The organism is Mycobacterium sp. IDUB_39 (assembly GCF_055419205.1).
Window position 1 is genome coordinate 364,122 of sequence record NZ_JBVAXF010000002.1, and the last position, 19,780, is coordinate 383,901.

Consider the following 19,780-nt stretch of genomic DNA (forward strand, 5'->3'; position numbering starts at 1 on the left):
GTTGACTTTTTCAGGATGCGCCCGGCCTCGGTAAAAGTCAACATGTGTTGGCATACAGTTGTTGGCATGGGCGCCAAGGCTGACCAGACGAAGGCCGTGATCCTGACGGCGGCGAGGGAGCGGTTCGCCGAATCGGGCTACGAGGCGGCGACCATCAGGGCCATCGCCGCCGATGCGCACATCGACCCGTCGATGGTGATGCGCTACTTCGGCAACAAGGAGCAGCTGTTCGCCGCCGCGGCCGAGTTCGACCTGCGGTTCCCGGATCTGTCCGGCGTACCGCGTGCCGGGGTGGGGGCCGCGATGGTGTCGCACTTCCTGACGCGGTGGGAGGAGGGCGACGCCCTCGTTGTGCTGCTGAGGTCTGCGACCACGAACGCCGAAGCGGCGCAACGCATGAAGGACATCTTCACCGCGCAGTTGATGCCCTCGATCGCCAAGCTCGCGCCCGACGACGCGCCGCGCAGGACTGGCCTGATCGCCACTCAGATGCTCGGCATGGCGCTGAGTCGATACGTGCTCAAGCTGCCGCCCGTCGTCGCGATGAGCCGCGAGGAACTGATCGACTGGCTCGGCCCGACGCTGCAGCGCTACACCGTCGGCTAGCTCGCTTTTTGCGCGTCCGTTAATTATTTGTGTCCGGTGAGGAGATGCGGGCGCCCGCGGTTGGAAATCGTGACCACGATCACTCTGGGTCACTGTCTGTGACCTCCGCATACCCTGGCTGAGGGGCGTGTGTGGCGGACTCCTTACGTAGCCGCCACCTGCGAATCCAGACTATTAGCACATCTAGTAGAGTTCCCGTGTGGATCGGGAAGCCTTGTGCGACAGCGGCGATGCCTATGAAATCAAGATCGAGGATCATCTCGATGCGGCGGGTGGAATCGCGCTGCCCGACGGGGCCACTCTGACGTCATACCTCGATCGCAATATCGCAACGCTGGGGGATGCGCCGGCCTACCGATACCTGAATTTCAGTTCCGCGGACCGCGACGGACTGGCCGTCGAACTGACCTGGAATCGGCTGGGAACCAGACTGCGGGCTGTGGGCGCTCGGCTGCAGCAGGTCACCGAACGCGGTGATCGGGTGGCGATACTGGCTCCGCAGGGCATCGACTACGTCGTCGGCTTCTTTGCGGCTATCGCCAGCGGCACCATCGCCGTGCCCCTGTTCGCGCCGGAGTTGCCCGGTCATGCCGAGCGACTCGACGCAGTGATCGCCGACGCGGATCCCACTGTCCTACTCACCACAAGCGCTGCTGCCGAATCCGTCAGGGACTTCCTTCGGAGAATTCCGCGGCATCGGCGTCCGCGTGTCCTCGCAGTCGACGCGGTGCCCGATTCGGTGGGCTCGACGTTCAGCCCGATAGCGCTGGACTCCGACGACATCGCCTATCTGCAGTACACATCCGGTTCGACCCGCACGCCCGCCGGTGTGGTGATCACCCACCGCGCCGTATGCACCAATGTGTTGCAGATGATCCTCGCCGGTGGCCTGGATCGGAGTACTCGCAGCATCAGCTGGCTGCCGCTGTATCACGACATGGGGCTGATGATGATCATGTTCCCCGCGTTGTGCGGTGGCCACATCACCTTGATGGATCCGCTGGCATTCGTCCGACGACCCCACCGCTGGATCAAGCAGCTGGCCGAGGAATCCGCCCACGGTCGGACCTTCGCGGCGGCGCCGAACTTCGCCTTCGAACTCGCCGCCAAGCGGGGCCTCCCGGCCGACGGCGAAAGCCTCGACCTGCGCAACGTGGCCGGTCTGCTCAACGGATCCGAACCCGTCACGATGGCGGCCATCGACAGCTTCACCATGGCCTTTGCGCCCTACGGACTGCCGGCCACGGCGATCAAGCCGTCCTACGGGATGGCCGAGGCCACCCTGTCGGTCGCGACCATCGCCCCTGACGCCCAACCGAGCGAGATCTACCTGCACCGCGAGTACCTCGGTCACAATCGAGCGGTACCGGTGGCACCCGAGGACCCGAACGCGGTGGCTCACGTCTCGTGCGGTCAGGTGATACGTAGCCAGTGGGGTGTCATAGTCGACCCCGAGAGCGGCACCGAGCTACCCGACGGCGAGATCGGCGAGATCTGGTTGCACGGCGACAATATCGGCCTCGGCTATTGGGGCCGCGAGCATGAGACCGAGGTGGTCTTCCGCAACAAGCTGCAGTCGCGGCTGGAGGAGCACAGCCACGCCGAGGGCTCCGATATCGGCGGCGTGTGGCTGCGAACGGGCGATCTTGGTGTGTACCTCGATGGAGAGTTGTACATCACCGGCCGGATCAAAGACCTCGTCATCATCGACGGCCGCAACCACTACCCGAACGACATCGAGACCACCGTCTCCGAGGCATCGGCTTCGGTGCGGGCCGGTTTCGTCGCGGCATTCTCGTTGCCCGCCAGCGAGTTGCCCGGCGCGATCACCACCGACAGCACCGGCGAGAAGTTGGTCGTGATCGCAGAGCGTGCGGTCGGCGCAGGCCGGGCCGCGCAAGAGCCTGTCGCACAGGCCATCCGGGCGGCCGTCGCGAGACGCCACGCCATCGCGGTGGCCGACGTACTGCTCGTTGCCGCCGGTGCGATACCGCGCACCACCAGCGGCAAACTCGCCCGCCGCGCCTGCCGGGCCCAGTACGTCGCCGGAGGCTTTGAGTAATCGCGAGATAGCTGAGTCGCGCGCAGGGAGTCGAAGGGTTCGCGGGGGAACCTCGACAAGGGAAACCTCCGCCCCAGGCAGGACGCGCACCGCGCGTGCGCGTCCTGCCGGGGAGTCTCAGTTCTGCGGGGAGTAACCCGGTTTGGCGAGCAGGTCCCGGATGCCGGCGTCGATGAATGCTGTGTCGACGGCGTTCACCCCACCTCCGGCGAAATGACCCCAGATGCCGGGAATGACTCGCACTTCACCCTGTGCGATGAACTGAGACGCCCAATGCTCGTCCTCCGGCGGGAAGTAGAGGTCCTTCTCTGCCGGCATCGCCAGTAGCGGGCACTGGATTGAGGCAAGTGCCTTCTCGACGTCACCACCGAATCCCGGTGTGTTGCCGACATTTCCGCTGTGCCAGGTGCGGAGCATGGTGATCAGGTTGTTGGGATCGCGCCCGTCGCGGAAGAAGTTCTCCCAGAACCCATACAGGAAATCGTCGAAAGAGGTGAACCCCAGTTCGCGCCACGCCTCCTCCCAGTAGAACGCCTGTGAGTAACCCCAGCCCGAATACACTCGGGCAAATGCGCGTAATCCCTTGATGGGTAGTGCATCCGGGGAGTAGTCACCGTCGGCCCACACGGCGTCCGCGGTCAGCGCGTAGATCAACGACTCAAGGAACACCTTGTTGTGCGGCGAGGTCTTGCTCGAGCCGCAGAACGGTGCGGCGCGTTGCACCATCTCAGGGTGACTCACAGCCCACTGATAGGTCTGGCCAGCGCCCATCGACCATCCGGTCACGAGCGCGATGGTCGAGATGCCGAACTTCTCGGTGACCAGTTTGTGCTGCGCCTCCACCTGGTCGTAGAACGTCACGGCGGGAAAGCGCGCCCGGTCATAGGGCGCCGGGGTGTTCGACGGTGACGACGACAGCCCGTTACCGATCATGTTCGGAATGATGATGAACCACTCATCGGGGTTGAGCGCCTTGTCGGTGCCGATCAGCCATTCGTTGTCCGTGTGCCACCCCGAGTACCAGGTGGGATAGACGATGGCATTGGTCTTCTCGGCGTTGAGCGTGCCGTATGTCTTGTACGCGAGTGTCGCGTCTCGCAGGGTGAAACCACTCTGGAGTGTGAAGTCGCCGAGGTCGAAGTACTCGGCGTTTGTGGGCGAAGGCATGATGGGTCCTTTCGGTACGTCCCTGGCAGGATAGAGCGGTTTGAGAGTCAGGTGTTGGGGCATGAACCCCGAGTACCGCGATTCGACGTTGCCAGGCATGAAGATTGGGTGCTGACGCCGTAGATATCCATTCCGCCATCGCACAAGTTCGGTAGCTAGAACGGCGGGATCGAGCCGGCCATCGCCAGCTGTGCCGTCTGCTTGTTCTCTCGGCGTTCCTTGTCGATGCGTTGCCTGCGGTCTTGCGCTCGGGTGGTGTCGCGCCGCGGCATGGTCAGCCCGGTGTTCGCGGCGGCGGATCCGGCGCCTGGCACGGTGGACGTGACCACGGGTGCGGTGGGTTCGCACAGCGACGGGAACAGCAGGCGGCTGCCGGGTTGGGTGCGGTAGCTCTGCCCGCCAGGCGCAATCCAGATGACCGTGCCGTCGGGTAGTTGTCGGTCACGCCAGCCGTCGGGACCGTTCCAGAAGGTCTTGAGCAGGTGGTGTTTTCGGCACAGGCATTTGAGGTTGGACGCACATGTGGGCCCGGTCGGGTACGGGATGGTGTGGTCGATATCGCTGCGATCGGCGGGGTGATCGCAGCCGGGGAAGCGGCACGTCAGGTCGCGGCAGCGCACGAAGTTCGCCAGCGCTGTTGACGGGACGTAGCGCGGTTCGGGTGGCGCGGCCCAGGGATGGATGATGCGTTTGATCACGGCGGTCAGGGCGAGGCGGCGGATGATCGGGCCGGCCAGGACCGGGCCGCCGATCATCACCCCGGGTGTGGTGGTGGCGGGTTCGCCGGGGTCGGTGTCGGTCAGGGCCTCGGTCAGGGTGAGTTCACGCATCGGTTTGTCGAACAGTCGGGGCTGTGCGCCGTCGAGTGCGGTGTCCTGGCGTGCGATGGCCTCGGATTGCTGGGTGAGGGTGTCGTCGTGGGTGATCACGTAGACCACCGCCGAACTGCGGCCCGGTGCGGTGGTGTCGCAGTCGGGTTGCCCGCACAGGCAGGTCAGCCGATCGGCACCGGCGGCCAGGGCGCCCAGGGCGTCGGCGCGGCGCTGATCGCGGGTGCGTGGATCTTGGGCGCACACCGTGCCCGCTAGCGCAGCGAGGCGTTGATCGAGGGCCTTGGCGTCGTGGGCGAACAGGGTGGCCCACAGGCAGGCCAGGCCCGAGGCGTCGTCGATGGTGACGTCCACCGATCGGCCGCGCGCCTTGTTCTGGGTGCGACGCAGCGCGTGGGGGTCGTGGCGGTCGACGAACACGTCGATCGCGTCGACCGTTTTCTGCTGTGACATCGGCGGCCAGTCAGTCAATGCCTCTGACAGTTCGGTGTCGACGGCGCGTAGTGCGTCAGCGTCCTTGATCAGGGCGGTGCGCCACACGATGGCCGACGCCAGTTGGTAGGTCAGCTGGCCCTGGGCGAACAGTGCGGCCACTTTGGGGAGCCGGTCGCGTAGTGAGGTCGCGACCAGCAGTTGGCTGGAGGCGGCTGCGGGTGTGATTTGTTGGGCGGCGCCGATCTCGGCGCAGACCGCGCCCCAGTTGTCCAGGTACCACTGTTCGCGGGAGGCGGAGTCGTCCGCGGACTGGCGCGCATCGAGGATGGCGACCATCGCGGTCAGGCGGCGTGCGCACGCGGCGGCCTCCACCCGCGCCCACGCCCCGATCGCAGCACCCCCACGAGCGGCGGAGGCTTCGGCCACCAATTCGTCGAACATGTGTACGAATTTACCCGCTCGCTGGGCTTGTGGCAGAAGGAAAGTCGCTGGTCGCGGCGATCTGTGGATGAATTCGCGACTGTGGATAACTCGGCACTCGCATACCGAATTTGTCAGAGTCCAGGTGTAGAGCGCCTCGAGAACTCAGGCCTCGATCTCGCCCGCGATGCCCCGTTCGATGGCAAGGCGCGTCACGGCGGGCAGGACGATCAGACCGTCGAGTTCGACGCGTGCCCGCGCGTAGGCGTTCTGGCGTTCCTGCGGGGTGGCGGCCCCGTCCTCGGCCACCCGCAACAGGCGTTGAGCGCGCTGCAGGCGCTCCTGCGCCTCCTCGGAGAAGTCGCTGCGCCGACGGCGGATGGCCTCGGCCTCGGCAACGTCGAACGATGCCGCGTACTCGAGCACTGCATCGCGGTAGTCCAGCGCGCCATCGCGGTCGACACTGTCGACGTCCACGGGGCGGACCAGGTCAGCGCGGCTGCGGGCCTTGTGAAACGCCACGGTCAGCGGCTCACGCATATCGGTCATCATCGGGAAGTCGAGCAGCTTGGCCACATCCATCTCGTAGTCCAGCCACCGCGCGTTCGTGGCGTCGTGTTGCGCGACGATCCGTCCCAGCTCCCGTCGCGCACCCGCCTCGTCACCGCGGGCCCGCCGAGCCGCCTCGGCGACGGCCACCTTGGTCTGCTGCTTGATCCGGTACCGCTCCAGCCGTCGTTCGGCGCGTCGTTCGTTGGCCGCGGCGACGGCCTTGACCCCGCCGCCGATCACCCCGCCGAGCGGGAATATCAGCCACCAGAAGTTACCGGCGAAGTGCAGGAGAGCCTCCATCACTCCCAGAATGCCATGACCGTGACGTGCATCCCAAAGGTTCTGCCACGGTGATCAATTCACCGACAGCCCGCCCGTGAGCTGCGGTTGTGCTGAGATTGACGGGTGGAACCTCAGGACGGCCCCGACGAGACAGCACCAGAGGCGCCAGAGACGCCAGAGGCGCCCCCCGCGGTGTCCGCACGCGGTATCAGGATGCGCGGCCCGTGGGGCCCGGTGTACGGCCCGGTGGACCTCGATATCGCCGAGGGCGGGGTGACGGTGCTGATCTGTCCGCCCGGCACGGGGCGCACCGCGCTGCTGATGACCCTGGCGAGCCGGATGCGTCCCGTGGAGGGGGCCTTGACGGTGTTCGGGATGACGCGCGCCCGGGAGTCCTTCGCGGTGTCGGCGCTGGCGGGCGTCGAGGACATCGACAGCGTCCCGGAATCGGTGACCGTTCGTGACCTGCTCACCGAGAAGCTGCGATGGAATGCCAGCTGGTACAAGCTGATCTGGCGCGCCGATGACGCCGATCTGAAACGGGTGTGTGAGCCCGTGTTCGGCGATATCCCGCTCCCGCACCTCGACGCATTCGTCGACCAGCTCACCGAACTCGACGAGACCCTGCTCCGAGTGGCCCTGGCCAACACCACCGACCCGCGACTGCTGGTGGTCGGCAGCCTCGACGCTGTCGCCGTCGACGGTGACCGCGCGCTGCTGCTGGACCGCCTGATCGAATTGGGTGCCAGCCAGACCGTGATCACCAGCGCCGCCAACCCCCAGGGCGAGGCACCCGGGTGTACGCAGATCCCCGTCGAAATCACCGAACCCGCCGAACTCGCGGGCCAGCAGAAGGGGGCTCGGTAGCCATGCTCGCAGGAATGTCACTCGGCACCGACGTCAAGCGGTACTCCCGCGGCGTGCTGCCCCGTATCGCCCTGATCACCATCATTCTCATGCCACTGCTGTACGGAGCGATGTACCTGTGGGCGTTCTGGAATCCGTTCGCGGAGGTGAGCAAGGTCCCGGTCGCGCTCGTCAACGAAGACCGTGGGGCCCAAGTGCAGGGGCAGCAGACGAACGCGGGCGACGAGGTGGCATCGGCTCTCATCGACTCGGGACAGCTGCAGCTGCACCAGGTGTCAGCGGCCGACGCCGCGGCCGGTGTGGCATCGGGGAAGTACTACTTCTCGATCACGCTGCCGGAGGAATTCAGTGCCGACATAGCCTCGCCGTCGGGGTCGCATCCCGAGCAGGCGAAGATCCGGTTCACCTTCAACGACGCCAACAACTATCTGGCGTCGATCATCGGCCAGAACGCGGCGCGCGAGGTGCTCAACGAGGTCAACGCCAAGATCGGCGAGCAGACGGTCGGCACCGTGCTGACCGGCCTGACCGATGCCGGGGCGGGACTGATCAAGGCATCCGACGGCGCGCAACAACTCGCGGGCGGACTGACCGCCGCCAACGACGGGGCTCAACAGCTCGCCGACGGATCACGAACGCTGGCAGCCGGTTTGGTGACGGCGCGGGACGGCTCCGCCCAGCTCGCGGCGGGCACACAGAAGCTGGACACCTCCGTCAACACCGCGATCAACCCGCTGATTCACGTCCTCGACCGAGTGGGTGAGCTGCAACTCGATCCGAACGAGGTGGGCATGGCCGCGCAGCGGCTCAGCGGAGCGGTGCGCTCGACCACCGACCGCCTCGCGGCGCTGAATATCGACTACACGCAGGCCGCGGCGATCGTGGACCAGACCGTCGGTTTCCTGCAGTCCAACCCCGACCCGGCGGTGCGAGATATGGGCGGCGTCCTCGCCGGCGCGCAACGGCTGCTGAAAGCCAAGGGTATCGATCCCGCCACTGACGACGGTCTGATTCGCCTGCGCGACAGCGCCACCCACCTCGAGAACGAACTCGGCGATCCCAACAGCACGTTGCGCACCTTCATGACCAGGGCGCTCAACGGTGGCCTGCGCGCGGATGTGGTCAAGCTCCGCGATGGTGTGGACCAGCTGAACTCCGGGGCGAAGCAGTTGAACTCCGGTCTGGTGCAGCTCGCCGCCGGTGGCGGTCGGCTGGCCTCGGGTGCAACCGAACTCGCAGGAGGCACCGAGCAATTGCAGGCCGGCTCGCAGGAACTGGCCACCAAGCTGCGGGAGGGTTCTGCCCAGGTGCCGTCGTGGACGCCCGCGCAGCGCACGGACGTCGCCCGCACCCTGTCGGCCCCTGTCGCGCTGGACGAGGTGAACACCAATCCGGCGTCGACGTTCGGCACGGGCTTCGCGCCCTTCTTCCTGCCGCTCGCGCTGTTCATCGGTGCGCTCATCATCTGGATGCTGTTGACGCCGTTGCAGTCCCGTCCCATCGTCAATGGGCTCGGGGCGTTGCGTGTGGTGTTGGCGTCCTATTGGCCCGGCTTGGTGCTGGCACTGTGCCAGGTGGTCGTGATGTATGCGGTCGTGCACTTCGGTGTCGGGTTGCAGGCCAAGTACCCGCTGGCCACCGTCGCCTTCCTGGTGTTGGTCGCCGCGGCATTCCTGGCGCTGATCCAGGCGTTCAACGCGGTCTTCGGTGTCGCGGTCGGCCGAGTGCTCACCCTGGCGTTTCTCATGCTGCAACTGGTGTCGGCGGGCGGAATCTACCCCGTGGAGACCACCGCCGCACCGTTTAGGGTGATCCACCCGTTCGATCCGATGACATACGCGGTCAACGGTTTACGCCAACTGACAGTGGGTGGCATCGACTCGCGACTGTGGATCGCGATCACCGTTCTGGTCGGTGTCCTTGCGGCGTCGCTCGCGGCCAGCGCCTGGGCGGCCAGACGCAACCGCCTGTACACGATGGAGCGACTACACCCGCCCATCGAGGTGTGAGCGCCAAACCGTCAGGGCAGGCCGATCCGCCGGTAGCGACGCAGCCGGCGGGCCAGCCGCTCATCGCCGGGCACCGAACGCAGCCGGTGTAGCTCGCCGGCAATGGTCGCCGACAGCCGCGCGGTGAAATCCTCCGGAGTGTCGGCGGCGTCGGGATGTTCGGGCACGATGGCGTCGACGATCCCGTTGCGCATCAGGTCGACGGACCGAATGCCCTGTGCGGCAGCGAGTTCCGGCGCGTGGTCCACATCGCGGTAGACGATGGCACTGGCACCCTCGGGTGGCAGCGGCGCCAGCCAGCCGTGCAGGGCGGCCAACACCCGGTCGGCGGGCACCATCGCCAGCGCGGGACCGCCGCTGCCCTGCCCCAGCAGCACCGACACCGTCGGGGTATCCAGCGTGACGAGGTCGGCAAGACAGCGCGCGATCTCCCCGGCCAGGCCGTCCTGCTCGGCGTCGGCGGACAACGCGGGTCCCGCGGTGTCGATGAGGAGCACCAGCGGCAGGCGCAGCCCGGCCGCCAGCGCCATACCGCGTCGCGCCTCGCGCAACGCCCGCGGGCCGACAAGCCCGCCGACACGTTCCTGCCCCAGCACCACGGCGGGTTGCCCGCCGAACCTCGCCAGCGCGAGTTGCGTCGTGGCCGCCCCGCCCTGCTCGCCGGTACCCGACAGGAGCACGCGCTCCGTCGTTCCGTGCTGCAGCAGGTAGCCGACACCGGGCCGCTCGGGCCGCCGCGACGCCTCGACCGAATCCCAGGCGGGAACGTCGGCCAACGGCTCGTCCTCGGGTGCGGGAGGCGGCGGTCCGGGCTCGTCGGCGACCACCTTCAGCGCGCGGTCGAGTGTCCACCTCAGCAGATGGAGGGGGACAACACCGTCGATCACGCCGTGACGTTGCAGGTTCTCGGCGGTCTGAACGCCAGCGGGGAAGGGCTCGCCGTAGAGGTGCTCGTAAACCCGCGGACCGAGGAAGCCGATCAGGGCGCCCGGTTCCGCGGCGGTGACATGCCCCAGCGAACCCCACGACGCGAAAACGCCGCCGGTGGTGGGATGGCGCAGATACACCAGGTAGGGCAGGTGCGCGCGTTTGTGCAGCTCGACTGCGGCGGCGATCTTGACCATCTGCAGGAACGCGACCGTCCCCTCCTGCATGCGGGTACCGCCCGAACTGGGCGACGCCACCAGCGGCAGGCCCTCGGCGGTGGCCCGCTCGACGGCGACCGTGATGCGCTCGGCCGCGGCAACCCCGATCGACCCGGCGAGAAAGTCGAACTCGCAGGCCACGACGGCGATGCGGCGGCCGAACACCGTGCCCTCGCCGGTCAGGACGGATTCATCGAGCCCCGTCGCAGCCGACGCGTCGGCGAGTTCGCGTCGGTACGCGTCATTGGCGGGCACCTCCACGGGTGGGGCGTCCCAGCTGCGGAACGAACCCTCATCGAGGACGGCATCGCGTAATTCGACGGCTCCAATCCGGCTCACAGGAAGAGGCTATCGGGCAGGCTCGTTAGTCTGGTCGCCATGATTGGTGTGACCCGCGACGGAGCCGTGTTAACCCTCGAGATGCAGCGTCCCGAGCGACGTAACGCACTCAACAGCGAACTGGTCGACGGATTGCGCGAGGAGATCGAGAAGGCCGCTGCTCAAGATGTTCGGGCGATCGTCATCACCGGCGGCGGCCACGTGTTCAGCTCGGGTGCGGACCTCTCCGGCGGACAGGGCGTCGCCGACGAGCTACCCGATAAGGCCAAGGCGTTGAACCTCGCGATCGACGCGGCACCGGTTCCCGTCATCGGCGCGGTCAACGGGCCGGCCATCGGCGCCGGTGTCATCCTCTCGATGATCTGCGATCTGCGCGTCGTCGCTCCCGAGGCGTACTTCCAGTTCCCCGTGGCTAAGTACGGCATCGCGCTGGACAACTGGAGCATCCGCCGGCTGACGTCGCTCGTCGGGGCGGGTCGGGCCCGCGGCATGCTGCTGGCCGCCGAGCGCCTCAGCGCTGACGACGCCCTGCAGACCGGGATGGCCAACCGCATCGGCACACTGGCCGACGCGCAGGCATGGGCTGCTGAGATCGCCGGCTTCGCGCCGCTTGCGCTGCAGCACGCCAAACGGGTGCTCAACGACGACGGTGCCTACGAGGATCCACACCCCCTTCACCAGGAACTCTTCGATAAGGCGTGGACCAGCCACGACATCATCGAGGCGCAGGTAGCCCGGATCGAGAAGCGGCCGCCGAACTTCAAGGGCGCCTAATGCTGCGCGAGGCGGTGCGGCTGGTCGGCGGCACGGCCGCGCTCGTCGGTGGCGGCTGGGTGCTGCGCGCGCTGCAGGGTGCGCCGTCGGCGCTGGGCGCGTCGCCGGTGGAGATCGGCGCGGTGGCCCAGGGGTCCCCGAACTACCGCGACGGGGTCTTCGTCAACCTCGAACCCGCATCCACCTTCGAGCTCACGCGTCACGAGCAGTGGATGCTCGCCCGCGAGGTGATCGGCAATGGCGCGGCCCAGCGTCCGCCCTCACCCGTACCGCTGGTCACCCCCGAAGCGGGTCTGCCCGCCGCCGATCTGGCCGTCACCTGGTACGGGCACTCGTCGGCGGTCATCGAGGTGGACGGTTACCGCGTTCTGGCCGACCCGGTGTGGAGCGATCGGTGCTCGCCGTCGCGCGTCGTCGGACCGCAGCGCCTGCACCCGGTGCCCGCGCCGCTGGAGCAGCTGCCCGCGATCGACGCGGTGATCATCAGCCACGACCACTACGACCACCTCGACGTTGACACCATCAAGGTGCTGGCCCGCACCCAGCGGTCGAAGTTCTTTGTGCCGCTGGGTATCGGCGCGCACCTGCGCGCCTGGCACATCCCGGACGACCGCATCGTCGAGCTCGACTGGAATGAGAGCGCTCAGCTCGGCGAGCTGACGCTGGTGTGCACACCTGCCCGCCACTTCTCCGGCCGCTTCGTGAACCGCAACGTCACCCTGTGGGCGTCGTGGGCGTTGCTCGGACCGCGGCACCGGGCCTTCTTTGGCGGGGACACCGGCTACGGCAAGTGCTTCGCCGACATCGGCGCCGACCACGGCCCGTTCGACGTCACGCTGATGCCCATCGGGGCCTACCACCCCGGCTGGCTCGACATCCACATGGATCCCGAGGGTGCCGTCCGCGCGCATCGTGATGTCAGCGACGCCGGGCTGCTTGTGCCGATTCACTGGGCGACCTTCCGGCTCGCCCCACACCCGTGGTCCGAGCCGGTCGAGCGCCTGATCAACGCCGCTGCCGACGAGGGTGTCGCCCTCGCCATACCCAGACCCGGTGAGCGTGTCGAACGAGAGACGTCGGTCGCGTTAGACCCGTGGTGGCGCAGCTGACCGGCTAGCGTTCTTGGGGTGCGTCAATCGAGCTTGATCACCCCACTCATCGCGTCAGCCACTGCGCTGGCCCTGCTGGTGGGCTGCACCCCGTCGCAGAAGTCCGCCGAACCCGCGAGCCCACCGCCGCCGCCGAGCGCTGCGCCGTCCGCCGTTCCGCCGCCGCTGGTGCCCGCGATGCCGCTGCCGGAGAACGCCGTCGACAATGCGGTGGCCAAGCTCGACGGCATCGCCGAGGAGCTGATGAAGAGCTCGGGTATCCCCGGTATGTCGGTCGCTGTGGTGCACGGGGGAAAAACCGTGTACGCGAAGGGCTTCGGCGTCAAGGATGTCCGCAATGGTGACGATCCCGCCAACAAGGTGGACGCCGACACGGTGTTTCAGCTGGCCTCGTTGTCCAAGCCGCTCGGCGCCACGGTGATCGCGCATCAGGTCGGAGTCGGCGCGATCAGCTGGGACACCCCGATCGCCGAGAAGCTTCCCTGGTTCACGCTGGCCGATCCGGCCGCCACGTTGATGGTGACGATTGGCGATATGTACTCCCACCGCTCCGGGCTGCCCGATCACGCGGGCGATCTGCTCGAGGACCTGGGCTATGACCGCCGATACGTGCTCGAGCATCTGCGCCAGCTTCCACTGGATCCGTTTCGGATCTCATACGCCTACACCAACTTCGGTGTGACCGCCGGTGCCGAGGCGGCCGCCGTCGCCGCGGGCAAGTCGTGGGAGGACCTCAGCCAGGACGTGCTGTACGGACCGTTGGGCATGACGTCGACGACGTCGCGCTTCTCCGCGTATGAGGCCAGGACCGACAAGGCCGTCGGCCACATTCGCACCGACGGCTCCTATCAGCCGCTGTTCGTCCGCGATGCGCAGGCCGAGTCGCCCGCAGGCGGAGTCAGCAGTTCGGCCAACGATATGACCAAGTGGCTGACCATGATGCTGGCCGACGGTGACTACAACGGTCAGCAGATCGTCGACCCCAAGGCGCTGTTGCCAGCCGTCACCCCGCAGATCGTGTCCGCCCCGGCGTCGGAGCCCGCGGCGCGCTCGGGCTTCTACGGCTACGGCTTCAACGTCGGGACCACGTCCGCCGCGCGCGTTCAGCTCAGCCATTCCGGGGCCTTCGAACTCGGCGCAGGCACCAACTTCCTCATCCTGCCCTCGGCGGATGTCGCCATCGTCGCGCTGACCAATGGCACGCCCGCAGGCATTCCCGAGACACTGACCGCGGAGTTCGCCGATCTGGTCCAGTTCGGTGAGGTCCGGGAGGATTGGCGTGGGCTGTACAGCGAGGCATTCAAGGACATGGCGGATCCGTCGGGCGTGCTGGCGGGCAAGACGCGGCCCGAGAAGCCCGCTCCGGCACCCCCAACGCCGACGCTGGTGGGCACCTATGGCAATTCGTACTGGGGTCCGGCCACCATCGCCGACGCGAACGGGAAGCTCACCTTGGCGCTGGGCCCGCGCGACAAACTCGACTTGACACACTGGGACGGAAACGTGTTCACCTTCGTCCCCACCGGCGAGAACGCGCCACCCGGGACCATCTCGAAGGCCACATTCGACGGTGACCGCCTGATCCTGGAGTTCTACGACGGCGACAAGCTGGGCACCTTCACCAAGGGGGCCCGGTGACCAGCGTCCTAGCACTGGGCCTGTCCGATGCCGAGGTCACCCAGCGGGTGGCTGAGGGCAAGACCAACGACGTCCCAGCGCGTGCGGCGCGCAGTGTGTCGGAGATCGTGCGCGCCAACGTGTTCACGCGCATCAACGCGATCCTTGGCGTGCTGTTCCTCATCGTGCTGGCCACCGGCTCGCTGATCAACGGGCTGTTCGGTCTGCTGATCATCGCCAACAGCGCGATTGGCATCATTCAGGAGCTGCGCGCCAAGCAGACACTGGACAAGCTCGCCATCGTCGGTCAGGCAAAACCGGTGGTGCGCAGGCAGTCTGGTACCGCACCGCGGCTGCCCAGCGAGGTGGTGCTCGACGACGTCATCGAACTCGGGCCCGGCGATCAGATCGTGGTCGACGGCGTGATCCTCGAGGAGAACAACCTCGAGGTCGACGAGTCCCTGCTCACCGGCGAGGCCGATCCCATCGCCAAGGACGCCGGCGACATGGTGATGTCGGGCAGTTTCGTGGTTGCCGGCGGCGGCGCCTACCGCGCCACCAAGGTCGGGCGTGAGGCGTACGCCGCCAAGCTCGCCGAGGAGGCCAGCAAGTTCACCCTGGTGAAGTCCGAACTGCGTAGCGGCATCAACAAGATCCTGCAGTTCATCACCTACCTGTTGGTCCCGGCCGGCCTGCTGATCATCTACACCCAGCTGTTCACCACCGACGCGGGATGGCGGGAGTCGGTGCTGCGCATGGTCGGAGCGCTGGTGCCGATGGTGCCCGAGGGGCTGGTGCTGATGACGTCGATCGCCTTCGCGGTCGGGGTGGTGCGGCTCGGCCGACGGCAGTGTCTGGTGCAGGAACTCCCCGCGATCGAGGGTCTGGCTCGCGTCGACGTGGTGTGCGCCGACAAGACCGGCACACTGACCGAGAACGGTATGCGGGTCAGTGATCTGGTGGCCCTGGAAACTGCGGGCAACGTCGTCGGCGGGCAGGAGCGAAGCGACCGCGGAATTGTCACAGATGTGCTGGCGCAGTTGGCCGCCGACGACAACCGGCCCAACGCCAGTATGGCCGCCATCGGCGAGGCTTACGACACGCCGCCGGGCTGGGTGCAGACCGCGGCGGCACCGTTCAAGTCGGCCACCAAGTGGAGTGGCGCCTCCTACGGTGAGCACGGCAACTGGGTGATCGGTGCCCCCGATGTCCTGCTGGATCCCGCCTCACCGCAGGCCGAGGAGGCCGAGCGGATCGGCGCCAAGGGCCTGCGAGTGCTCCTGCTGGGGTCCTGCGACCGCCCGGTTGACGCGCCCGACGCACCCGGTGAGGTGACGCCCGTCGCGTTGGTGGTGCTCGAGCAGCGGGTTCGCCCCGATGCCCGTGACACGCTGGATTACTTTGCGTCGCAGAAGGTCACGGTCAAGGTGATCAGCGGCGACAACGCCGTCTCGGTGGGTGCGGTGGCCGGCACGCTCGGGTTGCACGGCGAGACGATCGACGCGCGCAAACTGCCGGCCGAGGCTGACAAACTCGCCGACACGGTGGAGGAGTACACCACGTTCGGTCGGGTGCGCCCCGATCAGAAGCGGTCGATGGTGCACGCGCTGCAGTCCCGCGGCCACACGGTGGCGATGACGGGCGACGGTGTCAACGACGTGCTGGCACTCAAGGACGCCGATATCGGCGTCGCAATGGGTTCGGGTAGTTCGGCGTCGCGTGCGGTGGCCCAGATCGTGTTGCTGGACAACAAGTTCGCGACGCTGCCGTACGTCGTTGGCGAGGGCCGCCGCGTGATCGGCAATATCGAGCGGGTATCGAATCTCTTCCTGACCAAGACGGTCTACTCGGTGATACTGGCCATGCTGGTTGGTCTCGGCGGGTTGGCGTCGAAGATCTTCGGCACCGATCCGCTGCCGTTCCCCTTCCAGCCGATTCACGTGACAATCGCGGCCTGGTTCACCATCGGGATCCCGGCTTTCATCCTGTCGCTGGCCCCCAACAGTGAACGTGCTCGATCCGGTTTTGTCCGCCGGGTGATGACGGCGGCGCTGCCGTCGGGTCTGGTGGTCGGTATCGCGACGTTCGTCTCCTACCTGCTGGCCTACCAGGGCCGGGCGGCGACGCTGACCGAGCAGACGCAGGCCTCCACGGCGGCGCTGATGACGCTGCTGGTCAGCGCCATCTGGGTGCTGGCCGTGGTCGCCCGGCCCTATGAGTGGTGGCGGGTGGCGCTGGTCGCGGTCGCGGCGCTGTCCTACGTCGTCATCTTCTCCATCCCGCTGGCCCGCGAACAGTTCATGCTGGATCCATCCAACCTCGTGGTGACGACGACGGCGCTGGTCATCGGTGCCGTCGGTGCGGTTCTCATCGAGGTGACCTGGTGGGTTCAGGGCAGACTGCTCGGCGAGCAGCGACGGTTGTGGAAGGCCCCGGAGCAATAGAGGTGCGGCGTGGGCGTGCGGGATTAAGGTGAAGCCATGGGATTTCTGGACAAGGTGAAGAACCTGGTATCGCAGAACGCGGACAAGGTGGATTCCGCCATCGACAAGGTCGGCGACGTCGTCGACCAGAAGACGCAGGGTAAGTACTCCCAGCACGTGGACAAGGTGCAGGAAGCCGCGAAGAAGGCCGTCGATAACACCCAGCAGCCGGGGCAGCCGCCAGCCTCGCCACCCGCACCGCCGCAGTCGTAGCGGGATGGCGAAGCTTTCCGTATCGGTCGACGTCCCCATGGCGCCGGAGCAGGCGTGGGAGGCGGCTTCTGACCTGTCGCGATACAAGGAGTGGCTGACCGTTCATCGGGTGTGGCGCAACGCGCTGCCCGAGATCATCGGGAAGGGCACCGAACTGGTGTCCATCATCGAGGTGAAGGGTATGGCGAACCGTGTCACATGGAAGATCGTCAACTACCGGCCACCCGAGACGATGACCCTCAACGGCGACGGCAAGGGCGGGGTCAAGATCAAGCTGATCGCGAAGATCACCCCGACGGGAACCGGGTCGACCGTGAGGTTCGACGTGCATCTCGGCGGCGTACTGTTCGGTCCCATCGGGATGGCAGTCGCTGGCGCGCTCAAGGGCGATATCCAGCAGTCTCTGGAGAACTTCAAGACCGTCTTCGCGTGACCGCGGCCGAGACAGCGCGGCTAGCGTGGACGCACCAAGCAGAGGGAGCAGTTTGATGACCGCAGTAGTTTCCACTCAACCCACCTACCGGGTCGTGAACCCGGCCACCGGTGTCGTTGGCGAGGAGTTCGACTTCGCCACCGACGCGGAGATCGAGGCCACGCTCGCCAAGTCGGCCGAGGCCTACCGGTCCTGGCAGGCCGTCCCGATCGCGCAGCGGGCGAAGATCGTCAGCCGCGTGGCCGACCTGTTCAGGGAGCAGGCCGATCGGCTCGGCGCCATCGCCACCGAGGAGATGGGCAAACCGCTGCCCGAGGCGGTCGGCGAGGCCGACTTCTGTGGCGACATATTCGAGTACTTCGCGACCGAGGGCCCCGGGTTTGCGTCCGAGCAGGAGATCCGGACCCTCGCGCACGGCAGGGCCTACGTTCAGAAGCTTCCCATCGGGCCGTTGTTGGGCATCATGCCCTGGAACTACCCCTACTACCAGATCGCGCGGTTCGCGGCGCCAAACCTGGTGCTGGGCAACACCATAATCCTCAAGCACGCCGAGTCGGTGCCGAAGTCCGCACTGGCGGTGCAGGAGATCATGGACGAGGCGGGCGTCCCGGACGGTGTCTACGTCAACCTGTTCGCGTCCTATGGTCAGATCGAGAAGATCATCGCCGACCGCCGCATCGTCGGGGTGTCGCTGACCGGATCGGAGCGCGCCGGGTCGGTGGTAGCGGCGCTGGCAGGCAAGAACCTCAAGAAGTGCGTACTGGAACTCGGCGGGTCAGACGCGTACGTGGTGCTGGACTCCGATGACGTGGCGGCCTCGGCTGATCTGGCGTGGGAGACCAGGATTGGGAACACCGGGCAGGCCTGTAACTCGAACAAGCGGATGATCGTCACGAACGATATCTACGACGCCTTCGTCGGCCGTCTGGTCGAGCGCGCCAAGGACCTCAAGCCGGGCGACCCGGCGCAGTCCGCGGAGGGCACGTTCGCGCCGCTGTCATCGCGCAAGGCCGCCGAGATCCTGCACGAGCAGGTACAGGACGCCGTCGCCAAGGGTGCGACGCTGCACGCCGGCGGTGTGCTGAGCGACGGCCCCGACGCCTACTACTCGCCTGCGGTCCTGACCGGTATCACCCCGGAGATGCGGGCTTACCGCGAGGAACTGTTCGGGCCCGTCGCGGTGGTGTACTCGGTGAACAGCGACGAGGAGGCGCTGGCGCTGGCCAACGACTCCGACTACGGGCTGGGCGGCGCGGTGTTCAGCACCGACCGGGCGCGTGCGGAGAAGATCGCGCAGCGTCTCGAGTCGGGTATGTCCAACGTCAACGCACCCGCCAACGAAGGCCAGGAGGTGCCGTTCGGTGGGGTCAAGCGCAGCGGGTTCGGCCGCGAACTCGGTCCGCTGGGCATGGACGAGTTCGTGAACAAGCGACTGTATTACGTGGCGGACTGACTGGGGCTGCGGCCGGTGTTGACCGAGAAGTACGAGTACGGAATCGATTTCGACGCCATCGAGGCCATCGACTTCCACACTCACGTCGAGGTCGACTGCAACGGGCGCAACGCGTATGACGACGAGTTGGTCGATGCAACCCGGTCCTACTTCAAGATGGGCGACACCGCCGCGGCCACGGTCGATGAACTGGCCAGGCACTACCGCGCGCGCAACACGGCCGCGGTGGTCTTCACCATCGACGCCGAGACGGGTATGGGCCATAAGCCCAACTCCGTTGAGGACCTGATCGCGGGGGCCACGTCCAACAACGACGTTCTCATCCCTTTCGGGACCGTCGACCCCCGTACGTCCGACCACGCGGTGGCTCTTGTGCACGAGCAGATCGCTATGGGCGTACGGGGTTTCAAGTTCCATCCGAGCATGCAGGCGTTCGAGCCCAACGACCGCCGGTTCTACCCGATCTATGACGCCATCGCCGGTGCCGGTCTGCCCGCGCTGTTTCACACCGGGCAGACGGGCATGGGCTCGGGTCTGCCCGGCGGGCACGGTATCAAGCTTCGCTACAGCGACCCCATGCTGCTCGACGACGTCGCGGCCGACTTCCCCGACCTGACGGTGGTGATGGCGCACCCGGCGGTGCCGTGGGTGGATGCGCAGATCGCGATCGCCACGCACAAGGCGAACGTCTACATCGATCTCTCGGGATACTCGCCCAAGTACTTTCCGCCGCAGCTGGTCCGCGCCCTCGCCCGGCCGCTACGCCACAAGGCGCTGTTCGGTACCGACTTCCCCTACATCCAGCTGGACCGTTGGAGCAGTGACTTCGCAGCGCTCGATCTCGATCCCGAGATCGCGCCGCTGATCTACAAGGAGAACGCGCTGCGGGTTCTCGGCATCTCGCGATGAGTTTCTCGTGGGCGATGAGTTTTGACGGGCACAGCAGTCGGTACTGGTGACCGACCCCAACTTCTCAAGGAGAAC

16 protein-coding genes are annotated in these 19,780 nt (G+C 66.8%); 12 read left to right on the forward strand and 4 right to left on the reverse strand.

Going from position 1 to position 19,780, the window contains the following annotated elements; all coding sequences use genetic code 11:
• Positions 1-66 precede the first annotated feature (66 nt).
• A complete protein-coding gene (locus ACZY0X_RS07990; protein WP_463769206.1) occupies positions 67-606 on the forward strand; it encodes a TetR/AcrR family transcriptional regulator in 540 nt (179 codons plus the stop codon).
• Between the two features lie 199 nt (positions 607-805).
• On the forward strand, positions 806-2,668 hold the full coding sequence (locus ACZY0X_RS07995; RefSeq protein WP_463769208.1) for a fatty acyl-AMP ligase: 1,863 nt from the start codon (positions 806-808) through the stop codon (positions 2,666-2,668).
• Positions 2,669-2,785: 117 nt separating this feature from the next.
• Here the strand turns inward: ACZY0X_RS07995 and ACZY0X_RS08000 are convergent, their stop codons facing one another.
• The 3 genes from ACZY0X_RS08000 to ACZY0X_RS08010 form a co-directional block, all read right to left on the reverse strand.
• Positions 2,786-3,835, reverse strand: a complete 1,050-nt coding sequence (locus ACZY0X_RS08000; RefSeq protein WP_463769210.1) for an alpha/beta fold hydrolase — start codon at positions 3,833-3,835, stop codon at positions 2,786-2,788.
• Positions 3,836-3,990: 155 nt separating this feature from the next.
• Complete coding sequence (locus ACZY0X_RS08005; protein WP_463769212.1) at positions 3,991-5,541, reverse strand: HNH endonuclease signature motif containing protein; 1,551 nt, start codon at positions 5,539-5,541, stop codon at positions 3,991-3,993.
• A 144-nt stretch (positions 5,542-5,685) separates the two neighbouring features.
• On the reverse strand, positions 5,686-6,372 hold the full coding sequence (locus ACZY0X_RS08010) for a hypothetical protein (RefSeq protein ID WP_463769213.1): 687 nt from the start codon (positions 6,370-6,372) through the stop codon (positions 5,686-5,688).
• Positions 6,373-6,567: 195 nt separating this feature from the next.
• Here ACZY0X_RS08010 and ACZY0X_RS08015 point away from each other — a divergent pair, with 195 nt between their 5' ends.
• Positions 6,568-7,221: a P-loop NTPase family protein gene (locus ACZY0X_RS08015; RefSeq protein ID WP_463770558.1), complete on the forward strand. Its 654-nt coding sequence runs from the start codon at positions 6,568-6,570 to the stop codon at positions 7,219-7,221.
• A 14-nt stretch (positions 7,222-7,235) separates the two neighbouring features.
• Entirely contained in the window at positions 7,236-9,230 is a 1,995-nt protein-coding gene (locus ACZY0X_RS08020) for a YhgE/Pip family protein (protein ID WP_463769215.1), read from the forward strand.
• An 11-nt stretch (positions 9,231-9,241) separates the two neighbouring features.
• On the opposite strand, the gene ACZY0X_RS08025 is transcribed toward ACZY0X_RS08020, so the two are convergent.
• Positions 9,242-10,714 (reverse strand): carboxyl transferase domain-containing protein, encoded by a 1,473-nt coding sequence (locus ACZY0X_RS08025; protein WP_463769217.1) that lies wholly within the window; start codon positions 10,712-10,714, stop codon positions 9,242-9,244.
• Positions 10,715-10,753: 39 nt separating this feature from the next.
• On the opposite strand from ACZY0X_RS08025, the gene ACZY0X_RS08030 reads away from it, so the two are divergent.
• Genes ACZY0X_RS08030 through ACZY0X_RS08065 form a run of 8 tightly spaced genes read left to right on the forward strand, consistent with a single transcriptional unit; the run spans position 10,754 to position 19,705 of the window.
• Positions 10,754-11,488 (forward strand): enoyl-CoA hydratase, encoded by a 735-nt coding sequence (locus tag ACZY0X_RS08030; protein WP_463769219.1) that lies wholly within the window; start codon positions 10,754-10,756, stop codon positions 11,486-11,488.
• The gene (locus tag ACZY0X_RS08035) at positions 11,488-12,597 is read left to right on the forward strand and encodes an MBL fold metallo-hydrolase (RefSeq protein ID WP_463769221.1); all 1,110 of its coding nucleotides are present in this window, start codon (positions 11,488-11,490) and stop codon (positions 12,595-12,597) included. Before ACZY0X_RS08030 ends, ACZY0X_RS08035 begins: the two co-directional genes overlap by 1 nt.
• An 18-nt stretch (positions 12,598-12,615) precedes the next feature.
• Positions 12,616-14,235 (forward strand): serine hydrolase domain-containing protein, encoded by a 1,620-nt coding sequence (locus ACZY0X_RS08040; protein ID WP_463769223.1) that lies wholly within the window; start codon positions 12,616-12,618, stop codon positions 14,233-14,235.
• A complete protein-coding gene (locus ACZY0X_RS08045; protein WP_463769225.1) occupies positions 14,232-16,658 on the forward strand; it encodes a cation-translocating P-type ATPase in 2,427 nt (808 codons plus the stop codon). Before ACZY0X_RS08040 ends, ACZY0X_RS08045 begins: the two co-directional genes overlap by 4 nt.
• Before the next feature lie 36 nt (positions 16,659-16,694).
• Positions 16,695-16,910 (forward strand): antitoxin, encoded by a 216-nt coding sequence (locus ACZY0X_RS08050; protein WP_463769227.1) that lies wholly within the window; start codon positions 16,695-16,697, stop codon positions 16,908-16,910.
• A gap of 4 nt (positions 16,911-16,914) precedes the next feature.
• The gene (locus ACZY0X_RS08055; RefSeq protein ID WP_463769229.1) at positions 16,915-17,343 is read left to right on the forward strand and encodes a type II toxin-antitoxin system Rv0910 family toxin; all 429 of its coding nucleotides are present in this window, start codon (positions 16,915-16,917) and stop codon (positions 17,341-17,343) included.
• A 55-nt stretch (positions 17,344-17,398) separates the two neighbouring features.
• Positions 17,399-18,796 carry an NAD-dependent succinate-semialdehyde dehydrogenase gene (locus tag ACZY0X_RS08060; RefSeq protein WP_463769231.1) on the forward strand — a complete coding sequence of 466 codons (1,398 nt, stop codon included), beginning with the start codon at positions 17,399-17,401 and terminating at the stop codon, positions 18,794-18,796.
• 15 nt (positions 18,797-18,811) lie between these two features.
• On the forward strand, positions 18,812-19,705 hold the full coding sequence (locus tag ACZY0X_RS08065) for an amidohydrolase family protein (RefSeq protein WP_463769233.1): 894 nt from the start codon (positions 18,812-18,814) through the stop codon (positions 19,703-19,705).
• Positions 19,706-19,780: the final 75 nt, after the last annotated feature.

Bases quoted from the DNA above. Each gene is read 5' to 3' on its own strand.
- ACZY0X_RS07990 (WP_463769206.1), top strand. From the start codon at position 67: ATGGGCGCCAAGGCTGACCAGACGAAGGCCGTGATCCTGACGGCGGCG.
- ACZY0X_RS08000 (WP_463769210.1), bottom strand. From the start codon at position 3,835: ATGCCTTCGCCCACAAACGCCGAGTACTTCGACCTCGGCGACTTCACA.
- ACZY0X_RS08005 (WP_463769212.1), bottom strand. From the start codon at position 5,541: ATGTTCGACGAATTGGTGGCCGAAGCCTCCGCCGCTCGTGGGGGTGCT.
- ACZY0X_RS08010 (WP_463769213.1), bottom strand. From the start codon at position 6,372: ATGGAGGCTCTCCTGCACTTCGCCGGTAACTTCTGGTGGCTGATATTC.
- ACZY0X_RS08015 (WP_463770558.1), top strand. From the start codon at position 6,568: ATGCGCGGCCCGTGGGGCCCGGTGTACGGCCCGGTGGACCTCGATATC.
- ACZY0X_RS08020 (WP_463769215.1), top strand. From the start codon at position 7,236: ATGTCACTCGGCACCGACGTCAAGCGGTACTCCCGCGGCGTGCTGCCC.
- ACZY0X_RS08030 (WP_463769219.1), top strand. From the start codon at position 10,754: ATGATTGGTGTGACCCGCGACGGAGCCGTGTTAACCCTCGAGATGCAG.
- ACZY0X_RS08035 (WP_463769221.1), top strand. From the start codon at position 11,488: ATGCTGCGCGAGGCGGTGCGGCTGGTCGGCGGCACGGCCGCGCTCGTC.
- ACZY0X_RS08050 (WP_463769227.1), top strand. From the start codon at position 16,695: ATGGGATTTCTGGACAAGGTGAAGAACCTGGTATCGCAGAACGCGGAC.
- ACZY0X_RS08055 (WP_463769229.1), top strand. From the start codon at position 16,915: ATGGCGAAGCTTTCCGTATCGGTCGACGTCCCCATGGCGCCGGAGCAG.
- ACZY0X_RS08060 (WP_463769231.1), top strand. From the start codon at position 17,399: ATGACCGCAGTAGTTTCCACTCAACCCACCTACCGGGTCGTGAACCCG.